At 61.8% G+C, this 14,120-nt stretch carries 14 protein-coding genes; 6 read left to right on the forward strand and 8 right to left on the reverse strand.

Annotation, left to right across the window (positions count from 1 at the left end; genetic code table 11):
* Positions 1 to 86: 86 nt before the first annotated feature.
* The 3 genes from So717_RS11080 to So717_RS11090 are packed head-to-tail and all read right to left on the reverse strand — an operon-like array spanning position 87 to position 3,123.
* The gene (locus So717_RS11080) at positions 87 to 1,250 is read right to left on the reverse strand and encodes a lytic murein transglycosylase (protein WP_159977236.1); all 1,164 of its coding nucleotides are present in this window, start codon (positions 1,248 to 1,250) and stop codon (positions 87 to 89) included.
* Positions 1,250 to 2,173: an adenosylcobinamide-phosphate synthase CbiB gene (cbiB, locus tag So717_RS11085; protein WP_159977238.1), complete on the reverse strand. Its 924-nt coding sequence runs from the start codon at positions 2,171 to 2,173 to the stop codon at positions 1,250 to 1,252. The genes So717_RS11080 and cbiB overlap by 1 nt, the downstream gene beginning before the upstream one ends.
* The gene (locus tag So717_RS11090; RefSeq protein WP_159977240.1) at positions 2,170 to 3,123 is read right to left on the reverse strand and encodes a threonine-phosphate decarboxylase; all 954 of its coding nucleotides are present in this window, start codon (positions 3,121 to 3,123) and stop codon (positions 2,170 to 2,172) included. The genes cbiB and So717_RS11090 overlap by 4 nt, the downstream gene beginning before the upstream one ends.
* A gap of 197 nt (positions 3,124 to 3,320) precedes the next feature.
* Here So717_RS11090 and So717_RS11095 point away from each other — a divergent pair, with 197 nt between their 5' ends.
* The gene (locus tag So717_RS11095; RefSeq protein WP_159977242.1) at positions 3,321 to 3,701 is read left to right on the forward strand and encodes a response regulator transcription factor; all 381 of its coding nucleotides are present in this window, start codon (positions 3,321 to 3,323) and stop codon (positions 3,699 to 3,701) included.
* Positions 3,702 to 3,713: 12 nt separating this feature from the next.
* On the opposite strand, the gene So717_RS11100 is transcribed toward So717_RS11095, so the two are convergent.
* A complete protein-coding gene (locus So717_RS11100) occupies positions 3,714 to 4,688 on the reverse strand; it encodes a glutathione S-transferase family protein (RefSeq protein ID WP_159977244.1) in 975 nt (324 codons plus the stop codon).
* Between the two features lie 182 nt (positions 4,689 to 4,870).
* Between So717_RS11100 and So717_RS11105 the strand changes: the two genes are divergently transcribed.
* Positions 4,871 to 5,221, forward strand: a complete 351-nt coding sequence (locus So717_RS11105) for a hypothetical protein (RefSeq protein WP_159977246.1) — start codon at positions 4,871 to 4,873, stop codon at positions 5,219 to 5,221.
* Positions 5,222 to 5,227: 6 nt separating this feature from the next.
* On the opposite strand, the gene So717_RS11110 is transcribed toward So717_RS11105, so the two are convergent.
* Entirely contained in the window at positions 5,228 to 6,421 is a 1,194-nt protein-coding gene (locus So717_RS11110) for a MalY/PatB family protein (protein ID WP_159977248.1), read from the reverse strand.
* A 98-nt stretch (positions 6,422 to 6,519) separates the two neighbouring features.
* On the opposite strand from So717_RS11110, the gene def (So717_RS11115) reads away from it, so the two are divergent.
* From def (So717_RS11115) to So717_RS11130, 4 genes are all read left to right on the forward strand, one after another.
* Positions 6,520 to 7,038 (forward strand): peptide deformylase, encoded by a 519-nt coding sequence (gene def, locus So717_RS11115; protein ID WP_174239036.1) that lies wholly within the window; start codon positions 6,520 to 6,522, stop codon positions 7,036 to 7,038.
* Positions 7,035 to 7,532 (forward strand): peptide deformylase, encoded by a 498-nt coding sequence (def, locus tag So717_RS11120; RefSeq protein ID WP_159977250.1) that lies wholly within the window; start codon positions 7,035 to 7,037, stop codon positions 7,530 to 7,532. Before def (So717_RS11115) ends, def (So717_RS11120) begins: the two co-directional genes overlap by 4 nt.
* Positions 7,533 to 7,631: 99 nt before the next feature.
* Positions 7,632 to 8,537: a methionyl-tRNA formyltransferase gene (fmt, locus tag So717_RS11125; RefSeq protein ID WP_159977252.1), complete on the forward strand. Its 906-nt coding sequence runs from the start codon at positions 7,632 to 7,634 to the stop codon at positions 8,535 to 8,537.
* Between the two features lie 44 nt (positions 8,538 to 8,581).
* On the forward strand, positions 8,582 to 8,818 hold the full coding sequence (locus So717_RS11130; RefSeq protein WP_159977254.1) for a hypothetical protein: 237 nt from the start codon (positions 8,582 to 8,584) through the stop codon (positions 8,816 to 8,818).
* A gap of 3 nt (positions 8,819 to 8,821) precedes the next feature.
* Here So717_RS11130 and So717_RS11135 read toward each other — a convergent pair whose 3' ends face one another.
* From So717_RS11135 to So717_RS11145, 3 genes are all read right to left on the reverse strand, one after another.
* A complete protein-coding gene (locus So717_RS11135) occupies positions 8,822 to 12,031 on the reverse strand; it encodes an efflux RND transporter permease subunit (protein WP_159977256.1) in 3,210 nt (1,069 codons plus the stop codon).
* A gap of 1 nt (position 12,032) precedes the next feature.
* Positions 12,033 to 13,163 (reverse strand): efflux RND transporter periplasmic adaptor subunit, encoded by a 1,131-nt coding sequence (locus So717_RS11140; protein WP_159977258.1) that lies wholly within the window; start codon positions 13,161 to 13,163, stop codon positions 12,033 to 12,035.
* Positions 13,164 to 13,379: 216 nt separating this feature from the next.
* Positions 13,380 to 14,033 carry a class I SAM-dependent methyltransferase gene (locus So717_RS11145; RefSeq protein ID WP_202981909.1) on the reverse strand — a complete coding sequence of 218 codons (654 nt, stop codon included), beginning with the start codon at positions 14,031 to 14,033 and terminating at the stop codon, positions 13,380 to 13,382.
* Between the last annotated feature and the right edge of the window lie 87 nt (positions 14,034 to 14,120).

Consider the following 14,120-nt stretch of genomic DNA (forward strand, 5'->3'; position numbering starts at 1 on the left):
CAGGGCCTTGAAGTGACAAACCTGAATGAAAGTGTCATTGCGCAATATAGCTGGGCGTCAGTAAACAAAAGTAAATGCCCAGGGCGTCAGAGACGCGCCAGCAGAGTGGGGGTCGGCCAGGCGTCCGCAGGAAGACCGAGACGTTTTTGTTCAGCCTGCACAGCTGCGCGGCTGCGCGCACCCAGGATCCCGTCAATTTTGCCAACGTCATGACCGCGCGCCTGAAGCTTGCGTTGAAGCTCCTTGATCTGCGCGCCGCTGAGGCCCGAATCGGGCGTGCCCGCGTCATAGACCGGGGCACCTTGCAGCCGGGTGCCAAAGTAGGCCGCCGTCAGAACGTAGGTAAAGCTTTGGTTCCATTCGAAATAAACGCGGAAATTCGGATAGGCCAGAAACGCCGGGCCTTTGTGACCTTGTGGCAGCAGAAGCGAGGCCTGCAAACCACGTGCGAGGCTGCCGCTGCGGGCGCGCACGCCGAGGGCCTCCCACTGCGCGGTGGATTTCTGCGTACGCAGGCCGCTTTGCGACCAGTCCAGATTGGCGGGCACCGTGACCTCCTGCAACCAAGGCTCGCCGGCGCGCCAGCCGAGGCTCTGCAGCATCTTGCCGCCCGACATCAGCGCATCTGCGGCGGAGGTCTTTAATGAAACCTTACCGTCCCCATCCCCATCCACGCCGTTTTCGATGATGTCACGGGGCAGCATTTGCACCATGCCAATCTCGCCCGCCCAAGCGCCGGTGGTTGTGCGCGGGTCGAGATTGCCGCGTTCAAACAGCTCCAGTGCCGCAAAGACTTGCGGGCGGAACAACTCCGGCCGACGGCAGTCGTGCGACAGGGTGACGAGGGCGTTCACCGTGTTGAAGTCCCCCTGAAACCCGCCGTAATCCGTCTCAAACGCCCAGAAGGCCAGCAGGACGCCGCGGCTGACACCGTAGGTTTGCTCGATCCTGTCGAAGATCGCGTCGTATTTCTTTGCGTTGCTTTGCCCGCGTTTCAGCCTATCCGTCGAGATCAGGCGCTTGGAGAAGTCGAGAAAAGGGCGCTGAAAGACCCCCTGACCACGATCCGCTTTCAGCACCTTGGGGTCCTGACGTACATTGGCGAAGAACTGATCGACCGTGGCGGCAGCATGGCCTTTCTGCACCGCTTCGGACTTGAGGCCTTCCACAAAGCTGGAGAACGAGCCGCCGCAGGCCAGCGCGGCCCCGGGCAGAAAGAGGGCAAAGGCGGCGATCAGGGGCAGGCGCATCAGATGTCTCCTAGGACTTGCAATACAGAACCGGCGGCACAGAGGGCCAAAAACAGGCCCCACGCGCGCCATAACAGCGCGATGCAGGCGTCAATGTCCACCGGCGTGAGCAGTTTACGGCCCAAGGGGTTTACAAAGGGGAAATCCCGCAGCGTGCCCTCATAGGCACGGGGGCCGGAAAGTGCTACGCCAAGCGCGCGGGACATGGCCGCCTCCGGCCAGCCGGCATTGGGCGAGCGGTGCAGACGCGCGTCCGACCGGATGCCGCGCGCATCCATCACGCCGGCCGGCAGTGCGATCAGCAGTGCGGTGAGCCGCGCTGGCACGAGGTTGAGCAGATCATCGAACCGGGCGGCGGCCCAGCCAAAGGCCTCATGGCGCGGGGTGCGATACCCGATCATACTGTCAGCGGTGTTGATGAGTTTGTAGACCAGCAGGCCCGGTAGCCCACCCACAAGGAACCAGAAGGCCGGGGCGATCACCCCGTCCGAGAGGTTCTCTGCCGCACTCTCGATGGCGGCGCGGGCGATCTGGCTGTCGTCCATATCCGCTGTGTCCCGGCTGACAATCATCGCCACGGCGCTGCGGCCAGAGGTCAGCGACAGGCGCAGCCCGTCTGCCACCTGTGCGACGTGCTGCACAAGAGAGCGTTGGGCCAGCAGGATCGCGGTGACAATCAGCGCCACGAGAGGGCCGAGCTGTGCAAGAAAGAAACCGAGCGTCAATCCGATCAGGACCAGCACACTGACGCAGACCAGCCCTTTCACACGGAGGTAAGAGCCGCTGTTGAGATGCTGATCCATGCGACCAATCAAGCGGCCCATCAGGACAGCCGGGTGCGGCAGCCTGATCCAGAGCCAGCGTGGCTCTCCCAGGGCTGCGTCGAGCAGCAAAGCACCGATCAGCACTGTGACCGTGCTCATGCCAAGGCGGCCTCGACCCGGGGCCAGTGCAGGGCATGAGGCAAGCCAAGGCGTAGCCAGCGGGCGTTGTAGGGGAAGATTCGGCTCCAGATGTGATGTCGGGCGAGGCGGGTCTGCCACGCCGCTGCGTCATCAACCTCGTAGAGGCGGAAGAGCGTCGTGCCACCCTGAAGCTGTGCCCCGGCCCCTGTCATGAGATGATCCAGCCGGTTTGCATCCTGTTGCAATCGGGCGCGGGTCTGTCTTGCCCATCGCTGGTCGGCCAAGGCTGCAGCCCCAATTTGCAGAGCCGGGCCAGACACGGCCCAGGGTCCGAGAGTTGTGCGCAGTTGCGAGACCAGTTGAGGATCGCCCGCGACGAAGCCCAGCCGCAGCCCGGCCAGCCCCCAGAATTTGCCAAAGCTTTTCAAGACAAGGGTTCCGGGTCGCGCCGCCAGGGCAATCAACGTCTCAGAGGGCGTCACGTCGCAGAAGCTTTCGTCGATGATGGTCAAGGCAGCCTCCGGTGCTGGCAATGTTTCGGCCGTCCACCGGGTGCCGTCTGGGTTGTTAGGATGCACGACAACCTGTGCGTCGCTGTGCCCTTTGCTCACGATCGACCAGCCATGGGCCTCGAAGGCCGCAGCATGTTCGTTATAGGTTGGCGCGGGAATGCGGACGCTGGCGGCAGGCCGCAGTCGCGGGATCTGTGCGATGAGCGCGGACGCCCCCGGCGCGGCCAGCAGATCCGCCTCGGCTGGCACGTCCCAAAAGCCGCGCGCCGCCGCCATAAGGCGTGCCTCGGCTGCCTTGTCAGGCAGAGCTGTACAGGCGTCATGCGCCAGAGCCTGTGGCGGATAGGGGTGCGGGTTTATCCCTGTGGAAAGGTCGATCCAGCCGATTCGGTTGCCGCCGAATTTCGCAACCGCAGCATCCAGGCCGCCACCGTGATCGCGTTCCTGTTTCGTCAACGCTCTGTTCCCACACTGATGAAGTTGGCGCAAAATCGCAGCTTTGCCTTGTGCAGAAAGCGGAAATCAGCCGGTTAATCAAGTCTGACCGCAAATCATAAAGTTGTCAGCGAATGCTTAATGGTTTGTTAACCTTTGAGGCACACGACAGTTGTTACAGTGTGCAACAATTCCGGAGCATCCGGATTGGAGGACAGATGAAGGTTCTGATTGTCGAGAGCCAAAACGATCTGGCTCATATATGGAAAAGGCATCTCGAACGGCTGGGCATGCAGGTTGTGTCTGCGTGCGGGCAGGCGGATGCCATACGGCACCTGAGCAAATACGGCACGGATGTCATCATTATGGATCTGGTGCTTGAGGAAGGCTCGGCCCTGGCTGTGGCGGACTATGCAAGCTATCGCCAACCCGATGCGAAGGTGATCTTTGTCACCAACACGTCGTTCTTTTCGGACGGGTCGATCTTTTCGCATTCAACCAATGCTTGCGCTTTTGTGCAAAGCGCGACGCCCCCGGACGATCTGGCCGCTATGGTTGAACACTATGGCGCGACGCCCCCACAGTCGGGCGCCGCGTAACAGCGTGTCATTTCAGCCGCGGTGATGCGGTGCCATAAAATCAAGCTCTGGCCCCAGCGGGATGATCCGGTGGGGGTTAATTGTCTCGTGACTATAGTGGTAGTGCCGGATGATATGGGCGAAGTTCACGGTCTCAGTCACGCCCGAGGTCTGGTAGAGGTCGCGGACATAGGCCCAGAGGTTGGGATAGTCGATCAACCGCTTGCGGTTGCATTTGAAGTGCCCGTGATAGACTGGATCGAACCGCACAAGCGTTGTGAACAGGCGCCAATCCGTCTCTGTCAGTTGCGCGCCCATCAGGTAGCGCTGCTCTGACATCCGTGCCTCCAGCCAGTCCAGCGTGTCAAACAGCGGCGCGATGGCAGTATCATAGGCCTCTTGCGTGGTGGCGAACCCGGCTTTGTAGACCCCGTTGTTCACCGTATCATAAATCCGGTCGTTCACCGGCGCGATGGCCGCGCGCAGCTCTTCTGGCCAGTAGTCATCCGTGTTGCCGGTGAGCCCGTTGAAGGCGGAGTTGAACATGCGGATGATCTCGGAGCTTTCGTTGCTCACGATGGTTTCACGCTCTTTGTCCCAGAGGATCGGCACGGTCACGCGGCTGGTGATCTGCGGGTCAGCCTTGAGGTAGATGTCGCGGGCAAAGGGCAGGCCATAGAGCGTGTCGCCAGTGGCGCCGTGATCGTCAGTTTCGAAGGTCCAGCCGTCGGTCAGCATGTCAGGGTGCACAACTGATACCGAGATATGCTTTGTCAGCGCTTTGAGCTGTCGGAAGATCAGCGTGCGATGCGCCCAGGGGCAGGCGTGGCTGACATAGAGGTGATAGCGGCCCGAATCGGGTGTGAAGCCGCCGGTGCCTGAGGGGCCGGGAGCGCCGTCCGGCGTGATCCAATTGCGGAATTTCGCCTCTGACCGTTTGAATTTTCCGCCCGTGGAGGTGGTGTCATACCATCTGTCGTGCCACGCGCCATCTACCAAGAGACCCATGCCAAACCCCTTCAGTTATTTGATCTAACGCTAGGCGTATACCCGCTGGCTGACCAGTTGCATTGTTGCGCAGATGACCTGCGCTGTCGCACAGGGCAGGTTGGCTGACATAAAAACTTAACTTGATTTTTAGGCGATCCGGGCATCATGTAAGGCCCAGGGGCGACGTAAGGCGTAACGATATGGAAGCGGTTTTTTCCAAGGAAATTCAAGCGGGTTTGGATCAGGCCCGAATTGACGCATTGAAGAAATCCTCAAGGTTGAGGGTTCAGGTTGATGGCAAGATCCATCCGGTACTGAGGATGTGGAAAACCGGCTTTGCGCTGGAGAGCGCCGCACCAGCGCTGCGCGGCTTTGTCGATCTTTACGATGGCAGCATCCACCTGTTTCAGTGTCTGATTATCACCAGCGACGACGACGAAGGCGAGCGCCGCTATGAGTTCAAGCGGGCCACGGCTGTGTCGGAAAAACCCGCCGTGGATTTCGAGGTGGCCGACCACGCGCCCGTCGGTCTGATCGAAGACGCGCGGTAGGCTGCGTTACTGCAAATCGCTGAAGGCCTTTGCCAGCCGCGCGCAGGCGTCTTTCACCCGCGACCGCTGGGTGCCGATGTTGAACCGCATGAAGCTCTCGCCACCGCTGCCAAAGCTGGTGCCGTGGTTGGCCGCAATTTCGGCGTCTTCCTGAATGCGCCGGATCACCTCGGTCTGTTCCATGCCGGTGCCCGCAAAATCCACCCAGGCGAGATAGGTGCTCTCCAGCGCCATTGAGCGCAGGCCAGGGATCGCATTTATCTCGGCATCAAAGAGTTGGCGGTTGCCGTTGATGTAACCCACGAGATCCTCCACCCAGGCGGCGCCGTCGGGGCTGTAGGCGGCGCGCGCCATCACGAGGCCGAAGGAGTTGGCCGACATGCCCAACCCCGCCATGCGGCGCGCAAAGCGCGCGCGCAGGTCTGGGTCTTCGATGATCACATTGCCGGTGTGGTGGCCTGCGAGGTTGAAGGTCTTGCTGGTGGCCGTCATCATGATCAGCCGGTCGGTGATGCCGTCGATGAGGGCGGCAGGGATATGTCTATGGCCGGGCATCACCAGATCGTGGTGGATTTCATCCGAGACCAGGATCAGGTCGTGGCGGCGCGCAAAATCGGCCACCTGCTGTAGCTCGCCCCTGCTCCACACCCGCCCGCCCGGGTTATGCGGCGAGCAGAGGATCACCATTTTCTCCGATCCGGTCATCTGCGCGTCATAGGCGTCGAAATCCATCTCGTAGCGGCCATCCACGTTGACCAAAGGGCATTCGACGACCTCGCGCTCTGCAGCTTTGATGACCCGCGCAAAGGCGTGATAGACGGGCGTGAACAGGATCACCCCGTCGCCCGGCTGCGTGAAGGCGTCGATACACATGCCAGTGCCGTTGACCAGCCCGTGGGTGTTGAAGATCCAGTCTTTCTCGACGTGCCAGCCGTGGCGTGTCTGCATCCACCACTGGATCGCATCGCGGTAGCTGCTCTCATCGCCATAATAGCCGTAGACGCCGTGATCAATCATGCCTTGCAGCGCCTGTTGCACGCAGTCTGGCGGATTGAAGTCCATATCCGCCACCCACATCGACAGCCCGGTGTCGGGTGACACGCCATAAAGGCTCTGCATCCCGTCCCATTTCGCACAGTCCGTGCCGCAGCGGTCGATCACGGTGTCAAAGCGGGCGTCAGGGGCGGTATCAAGGCTCATGGGCATCTCCTGTGTCTGACCGGCAAGCTAGCGGGAATCTCAGGGGCCGCAAGCCCGGTTCAGTTGCACAGACCCGTGGGCTGGCATACATCCCTCCCATGAAGAGAAAGATTCTGCTGCATCCCGATCCGCGCCTGAAAAAGGTGTCCGCGCCGTTGCCTGATTTGAGCGATGAACTGCGTGCGCTGGCGGACGATATGCTGGAGACGATGTATGACGCGCCAGGTGTCGGTTTGGCTGCGCCACAGATCGGGATTTTGCAGCGTTTGGTGGTGATGGATTGCGTCAAGGGCGAAGGCGAGACGCCGCGCCCGCTGATCATGTTCAATCCCGAGATTGTCTCCTCCTCGGATGAGACGAATATCTATGAGGAGGGGTGTCTGTCGCTGCCAGAGCAGTTTGCCGATGTGACCCGCCCGGCGGAGGTCGAAGTGCGCTGGATCGACCGGGACGGGAACGAGCAGCAAGAGGTGTTTGATGGGCTTTGGGCCACCTGTGCGCAGCATGAGATCGACCATTTGGATGGCAAGCTCTTCATCGATTATCTCAAACCGCTGAAACGGCAGATGATCACGCGCAAGATGGTCAAGATGAAGCGCGAGCTGGCCCGCACGTGACGCAGCGCACCTTGCTTCAATGGCCGGACCCGCGGTTGCGGGCCAAGGCAGCGCCGGTGGCGGAAATCAGCGATGAGATCCGCGCGCTTTGGGACGATATGATCGAGATCATGGATGCGATGCCCGGCGTTGGGCTGGCGGCACCTCAGATCGGCGTCATGCTGCAGGTCGCCGTGGTGGACGCCTCGGACAAACGCGACCGGCGCATTCGGATGGCGAACCCCGAGTTGCTGGATGCCTCGGTGGTGATGCGTGATCATGAGGAAGCCAGCCCGAACTTGCCCGGCGTATCCGCGACGGTGTCGCGCCCGCGCGGTGTTTCGGTGCAATTTCTGGATGAGACAGGCGCTTCTGTACGGCGCGATTTCATGGGGCTGGAGGCGACAAGCGTGCAGCATCAGATCGATCATCTGCAGGGGCGGATGTATTTTGACCGGCTCAGCAAGGTCAAACGGGACATGCTGCTGCGCAAGGCGCGCAAGCTGCAAAGATAGCGAGGCGGTGGCCTGAAAGCCCACCGCACCTGCCGGGGGCTGACGGCGGTGCAGGCAGGTGGGGTGGGCTTTCAGGCCACCCCTGTCAGGAGTGATGGTATGCGTGTGATCTTTATGGGAACCCCGGCGTTTTCCGTGCCCGTACTCGACGCGCTGGTGGCGGCGGGGCATGAAATTGCCTGTGTCTATTGTCAGCCGCCACGTCCGGCGGGGCGGGGCAAGAAGGAGCGCCCCAGCCCCGTGCACCAGCGCGCCCTGGAACTCGACCTGCCGGTGCGCACACCGGTTTCGCTGCGCGATCCGGAGGCGCAGGCGGCCTTTCGCACTGTAAATGCCGATGTGGCGGTTGTGGTGGCCTATGGGCTGATCCTGCCGCGCGCGATCCTGGAGGCGCCTGCGCATGGATGCCTGAACATCCACACCAGCCTGCTGCCGCGCTGGCGCGGGGCTGCGCCGATCCATCGGGCGATCTTGTCCGGCGACACCGAGACCGGGGTCTGCATTATGCAGATGGAGGCGGGGCTTGATACGGGGCCGGTTCTGTTGCGGCAGGCGACGGACATCGGCCCGGAGGAGACCACCGCGGCGCTGCATGACCGGCTCAGCGCGAAGGGCGCCGGGTTGATCGTCGACGCGCTGTCGCAGATCAACGACCTTTTTCCTGAGCCGCAGTCCGAGACCGGCGTGACCTATGCCGAAAAGATCGACAAGGCAGTGGCGCGTGTGGATTGGACGCGGGATGCGGTTGAGGTTGACCGCCAGATAAGGGGGCTGTCGCCGTTTCCCGGGGCCTGGACGATGGATGGCGAGACCCGCATCAAACTGCTGGCCTCACGGGTTGCCGACGGGCGGGGACCTGCCGGTACTGTTCTGAACGACCCGCTGCGCGTGGCCTGCGGGGAGGGCGCGGTGGAACTCATCCGCTTGCAGCGGGCGGGCAAAGGCGTGCAGGATGCAAAAGATTTCCTGCGCGGATGGCCGATGCCTCCGGGCAAGCAGCTTTGACGCAAGTCGGTTGTATGGCGACAGGGTAGAGAGGAGCTCGGCGCATGTTTCCAACCATCATCGGCACCGTGGTGATCGCGGGCATTGTCGGATACCTCAGCGAGCGCACCGGCTTTACGCACAATGGTCTTCTGCAGAGCATCGTGATCTGCGTGGGCGGCGCGTTCGTGTTCTACTTCATTACACTGATGTTCGGCGTCGGGTTTCGCAGTCCAGGGATGAACGCCATTGCCGCCTCCATCGGGGCGCTGATCATCGTGCCGTTTCACTGGCGCAAGTAAAAGCTATTCCGCCGGGCGCGCCGCAGCAACGGTATCCTCATCTGGCCGGGGTGCCCGCACGCAGAGTCGCAGCAGCGGCGGCACGGTCAACAGCGTGAGGAAAGCCGACATCGATAGCCCGCCCACAACCACCGCACCGAGGCCGCGATAGAGTTCCGAGCCTTCGCCGGGGAAGACCACGAGCGGCAGCATTCCGAAGATGGACGTGAGCGTCGACATGAAGATGGGTCGGATGCGATTGCTGGTGGCCTCTTCGATGGCATTGATAGGGGCCATGCCTTCATCACGTAGATGATAGAGCGTCTGATGCACAATTAGGATTGCGTTGTTCACAACGATGCCGACGAGAATGATGAACCCCAAAAGCGTCAGCATGTCTAAGGGCTGGTTGTCGAACTCGTTTAAGAATTCGAACACGCCGCTGAACTCCATATTTGCGATCAGGTTCAATAGTGCCAGCCCGCCGACACCGCCTGCCGCCGCCACCGGCACTGAGATGAGGATGACCAGCGGCAGCACGAAGCTTTCAAACAGGATCGCCATCACCAGGAAAACGATGATCAGCGCCACGGCGAGGTTGATCTGGATGGCCTCCCAGGTCTGGCTGAGCTGGTCGGCGGTGCCCGACACGCTCATGCGGATGCCGGAGGGCAGGCCTTGCTCTCCCAGCGCATCAACCACTTCGCTTTGCAGCAGCTCCACCGCAGCCTCCAGAGGCAGGGCGTCCGAGGGGCGCACTTCAAGCGTCACGGTGCGCAGCCGGTCACGGTGGCGGATCTCGGTCGGGCCTGCGGTGACGATCACGTCGGCCAGCGCTGTGACGGGCACAATCTGACCGGAGGGCGTGACCACCGGGTAGTTGCCAATGTCCTGCGTGCGCTGGGCCAGCTGCAGACCAGGGTCGCCCTTGAGCATCAGGTTCAGCCGTTCTGCCCCCACGGTGATCTCGGCAATGCGTAGCCCGTCGTTGAAGGCGTCCACTGTCACGGCCAGATCAGAGGCGGTGAGCCCCGCATCCGCCAGCCGCAATCGGTCCGGGACCAGCCGCACCTCGGGTGCGCCAAGCTCGAGGCCGGGGATCGGCCGGAACTGATGCCCTTCCGAGCGCGGCAGCAACCCGGCGATGGTGCCGGCAGCCTGTCCGGCCACTGCAAGAATGTCCTCAAGGTCTTGACCGGAGATGTTCAGCTCGATTGTGCGCCCGCCGCCTACGCCGCGCCCAAAAAGCGATGGCTGGGTCATGAAGCCGAACGTGCCCGGCTCGGCGAAGATCGGACCTGACAAGATGGGGATCAAATCACGCGCCCGCGTGCCGTCGACGGCGGCGGCACCGACAAAGCTCGTGCCGCTGAGCGCCACGAAAAAGAAGTTCTCGATGGTGGGCGTGCCGTCTTCCATCTGCGGCTCGGGTGCCGCCTCCCACAGCGGGCGGGCGGTGGCTTCGATCCTCTGCGCGATGGTCTCGGTGGTGTCGAGGTTGTAGCCAGGCGGCGGGATGATCAGGCCAAAGACGAGGTTGCGATTGCCTTCGGGAAGGTATTCCAACCGGGGCAGGAAAAAAAACGTAGCAGCTGCGGCCCCACCTGCGATGGCGGCAACCATGATCAGGCCGACCGCGCGGAACCGCACCGTCATGCGCACGTAGCGCATGACCAACCCATGAAAGCCGCGTGCCAGATGGTCGAGACCCCAGATGCGCATGATCACCTGTTCGCCCTGTTTCAGCAGGCGGCTGGACAGGGCAGGGATCACCGTGACCGCGACCACCAGCGACAGCAGAACCGAGACCGAAATGGCGACCGCGATGTCGCGGAAGAGCTGCCCTGCCTCCAACTGCATGATCAGGATCGGGATGAACACCAGCACCGTGGTCAGAGCCGAGACGAGGATCGCGCCCCAGACCTGTTTCGCGCCTTTGTACGCAGCCTCGCGCCGCGTAAGCCCTTGCTCGCGCAATCGGTAGATGTTCTCCAGCACAACGATGGCGGCATCGACGATCATGCCAACGGCAAAGGCGATCCCCGCAAGCGAGATCACGTTCAGTGTGCGCCCCGTGGCGGCCATGGCCACGAAAGTGGCCACAATGCTGACAGGGATGGCGAGGCTGACCACGACGGTTGCCCGCAAACTTCGTAGAAACGCCAGCAGCACGATGGCCGCCAGAACACCACCAATCCAGATATTCTGGGTCACCAGATCGATGGCGCCATTTATATAGATCGTCTCGTCGTAGACCTGACGCATCTTCAAACCAGCGTCAGAGACCGGGCCTTCATCAAGCTCTGTGAGAACCGCGCGCACGGCATCCATGGTTTCGATCACATTGGCGCCAGGCTCGCGCACGATGTTGAACGCGAGCCCCGGCTCGCCGCGAAAGCGCAGGCGCGCGCCCGGCTTCTGATGTGCAAAGCCCACCTCCGCCACGTCGCCTACACGCACCCGGCCGGAGCCTCCGGCCCCGATTTCAGAGCGCAGCACAACCTCTTCGATGGCGGCAACTGTGTTCAAGTTGCCCTCGGCGCGTACGACGTAACGGCGCTTGCCTTCCTCCACATCACCAGCGGAGAGCGAGATATTCTCGTTGCGCAGAATGCGCACCACATCGGGCACGGTGAGATCAAAGCGGGCAAGCTGGCTGGGGTCCACGACCACCTGCAGCTCACGGGTGACGCCGCCAAACACATTGACGGCCGAGACACCTTCGATACGCTCAATCCTGTCCTGAATGATGTCTTCGACAAAATCCCCATAGGTCGGCATCGACTGGGTGTTGCCGTCCTGTGCCGTCAAAAGCACCCAGGCGATGGGGCTGTCATCGGAGCCTGAGGTATCGAGCGAGGGCTCACCCGCCTCATCCGGGTAATCCCCCACGCGGTCGAGCCGGTTCGAGACCAGCAGCAAGGACTGGCTCATGTCGGTGCCGATGCCGAATTCCAGCGTCACTTCGGCCTCACCGGTCTGGGCACGTGAGGTCATCACATCGAGCCCTTCGAGCCCGCGCAGGGCCTCTTCCTGCGGGTTCACGATCTCGCGCTCAATCTCGGAGGGGGCAGCACCCGGCCAATTGGTGGTGATCACAACGATGGGCTTGCGCACATCGGGGGCCAGCTGGATCGGAATACGGGTGACGGCAATGACACCAAAGAGCACGGCCATCACCACCGCTGCGATCACGGCAACGGGACGGTCAATGGCAAAACGGATGATATCCATGTCAGCCTCCGTTCGTGGGGCCGCCCATCGGTGCGATGGGTTGTCCGGGCCGCAGCCGCTCATTGCCGCGCGTCACCACAACCTCACCCTCTTCCAGACCATCCAACACTTCGAAACGGTCCCCAAGGGCCACACCGATCTGGATTGGGCGAGGCTGGGCTTGACCATCCTGGGCGACGAAAACCGTCCAACCGCCGCGGGCCTGCACCAGCGCGTCCTTGGGGACAGACAGCACCTCGCGTGGGGCGCTGATCGGAATGGAGACAGTGACGGATTGGCCGATCGCCACCGTTTGCATCCCCGGCAGCTGCGCCGACGAAAAGCGCACAGGACGGGTGCGGGTTGCGGTTTCTTCCACCGGCAACAGGACGCGGACGGTCAGATCCAGGTCTTCACCGGCTTCGGTGACACCCTCGACCGCAAGCCCGGGGTGCAGCACGCGGATGTATTTCGAGGGCACGCTGGCTTCGACCTCGAAAGAGTCCACGTCGAGAAGAGAGACCACCGGCGCGCCGGAGCTGATGAATTCGCCCGGGTTGGTATTCACTTCCAGAACGATCCCTGAGAAGGGGGCGGTGATCTGCGCGCGCGCCAGCTGATATCGGGCTTCAGCTGCATTGGCCTCAGCGGTTTTCAACCTTGCCTCGGCCTCAGCCAGCTGGCCCTGCGCTTCGAAAAAATCGCTTTGTGCATCGTCAAACCGGCTGGACGAAAAGGAGGTGGTGCCACGCAGGCCCTCGATACGGGCAAAGGCGTTGGCAGCGCGGTCCACGCGCGACCTCGCTGTCCCGATGCCTGCCTGTGCCTCGGCTAACCCGGCCTCGGACTGCCGGGCGACGATCTCCAGAAGTTCAGTGTCCAGCTCAGCCAGCAAATCTCCCTCGGAGACCGCAACACCTTCCAGCACATGCACCTTTGCGACCGTCCCGGCAATCCGGCTGGCGATGGTGCCTTCGCGCGATGTGACCACTTCGGCAAAGAGCGGAATGGTTTCCGCAATTGTCTTGATCTCGACGGTTTCCACCCCAACCGATGCGGGGCCGCCTTGCGCCGTGGCGGTTGTCGCAGGCAAGGTCAGCACGAAGGCCAGAGAGAGGGAGCGCAGCAAGTTGAAAGATGCAGTCGCAGTCATTGGAGCGCCTTTTGATGCGTGGTGCGTGCGGTTGCGGATGGACGTAGCGCGCCACCTACGTGGTCAAATAACACTTAAGTGCGCACAGGCATTTGGAAAATGGGTCTATCGGAAGTTATTCTGGAATTCCAGCCAGATCAATGGCGCGTGCAGAGGCGATCAGGTCGCGGCGCATGCGTTCAAGCACGACTGGCGCTGCCGCCAAGGCGGTCCACCTTAACCAGGTTTGCGTGCAATGAGATACAGCGTGCGCCCGTCATTGGGTCGCCAGGACGTCTCGATATCGAAGCCTGCGTCGCGCACCATGCTCTCAAGTTGGCTCGCCGACAAAAACCGTACCCGCGGCAGCAGTCGAAGCGCGTGCCCTGTCACTGCAATCGGCTGGAACCAGCGCATGCCATCAGCCAGACAAACGGTGCTAGCATGAAAGGTGCCGCCGGGCTTCAGCATATCAAAGGTCTTGGACAGCGCGCCCGCCGGATCTTTGAGAAGGTGCAGGATGCTCATAGCAAGAACTGCGTCATAGCGGCCTTGCGACGGCTCAAAATCTTCGATTCGGTTCTGCACAAAGGTGACATTGCGAATGCCTTTTGCCCGCGCTTTCCCTTCGGCGATGGCGATCATTTGTGCCGAAAAATCGAAGGCGAGGATGTGCTTGACGTGTTCCGCATGGGTCAGCGCTGTGGTTCCGGTGCCGCAGCCGAACTCCAGCACGTCCATCTCAGGGGTCAGGTGAGACTGGGTAAGCGCCAGCTTGCGCGCATAGGCCGCCTGATCAGCCACGGGGCGTTTGGCATATCTGTTGGCGATCCGGTCCCAGAAGCGGGTGTCACGGGCATTGGTCATTGGCAAAGCGGTCGTTTGGGTCATGGGATACCTCGACTACGGTCTCTGCTGTCCATACCTATGCGCATATAGAAAATAAATTGACGAATTTTGCTTATTTGATATGCGAAT

Origin of the sequence: Roseobacter cerasinus (assembly GCF_009811755.1) — a bacterium.
In the GTDB taxonomy this organism is placed as follows: Bacteria; Pseudomonadota; Alphaproteobacteria; order Rhodobacterales; family Rhodobacteraceae; genus Roseobacter; species Roseobacter cerasinus.

Excerpts from the sequence above, each read along its gene's own strand:
- So717_RS11080 (WP_159977236.1), bottom strand. The coding sequence starts at position 1,250 with ATGCGCCTGCCCCTGATCGCCGCCTTTGCCCTCTTTCTGCCCGGGGCC.
- cbiB (WP_159977238.1), bottom strand. The coding sequence starts at position 2,173 with ATGAGCACGGTCACAGTGCTGATCGGTGCTTTGCTGCTCGACGCAGCC.
- So717_RS11095 (WP_159977242.1), top strand. The coding sequence starts at position 3,321 with ATGAAGGTTCTGATTGTCGAGAGCCAAAACGATCTGGCTCATATATGG.
- So717_RS11100 (WP_159977244.1), bottom strand. The coding sequence starts at position 4,688 with ATGGGTCTCTTGGTAGATGGCGCGTGGCACGACAGATGGTATGACACC.
- So717_RS11105 (WP_159977246.1), top strand. The coding sequence starts at position 4,871 with ATGGAAGCGGTTTTTTCCAAGGAAATTCAAGCGGGTTTGGATCAGGCC.
- So717_RS11110 (WP_159977248.1), bottom strand. The coding sequence starts at position 6,421 with ATGAGCCTTGATACCGCCCCTGACGCCCGCTTTGACACCGTGATCGAC.
- def (WP_174239036.1), top strand. The coding sequence starts at position 6,520 with ATGAAGAGAAAGATTCTGCTGCATCCCGATCCGCGCCTGAAAAAGGTG.
- fmt (WP_159977252.1), top strand. The coding sequence starts at position 7,632 with ATGCGTGTGATCTTTATGGGAACCCCGGCGTTTTCCGTGCCCGTACTC.
- So717_RS11130 (WP_159977254.1), top strand. The coding sequence starts at position 8,582 with ATGTTTCCAACCATCATCGGCACCGTGGTGATCGCGGGCATTGTCGGA.
- So717_RS11135 (WP_159977256.1), bottom strand. The coding sequence starts at position 12,031 with ATGGATATCATCCGTTTTGCCATTGACCGTCCCGTTGCCGTGATCGCA.
- So717_RS11140 (WP_159977258.1), bottom strand. The coding sequence starts at position 13,163 with ATGACTGCGACTGCATCTTTCAACTTGCTGCGCTCCCTCTCTCTGGCC.
- So717_RS11145 (WP_202981909.1), bottom strand. The coding sequence starts at position 14,033 with ATGACCCAAACGACCGCTTTGCCAATGACCAATGCCCGTGACACCCGC.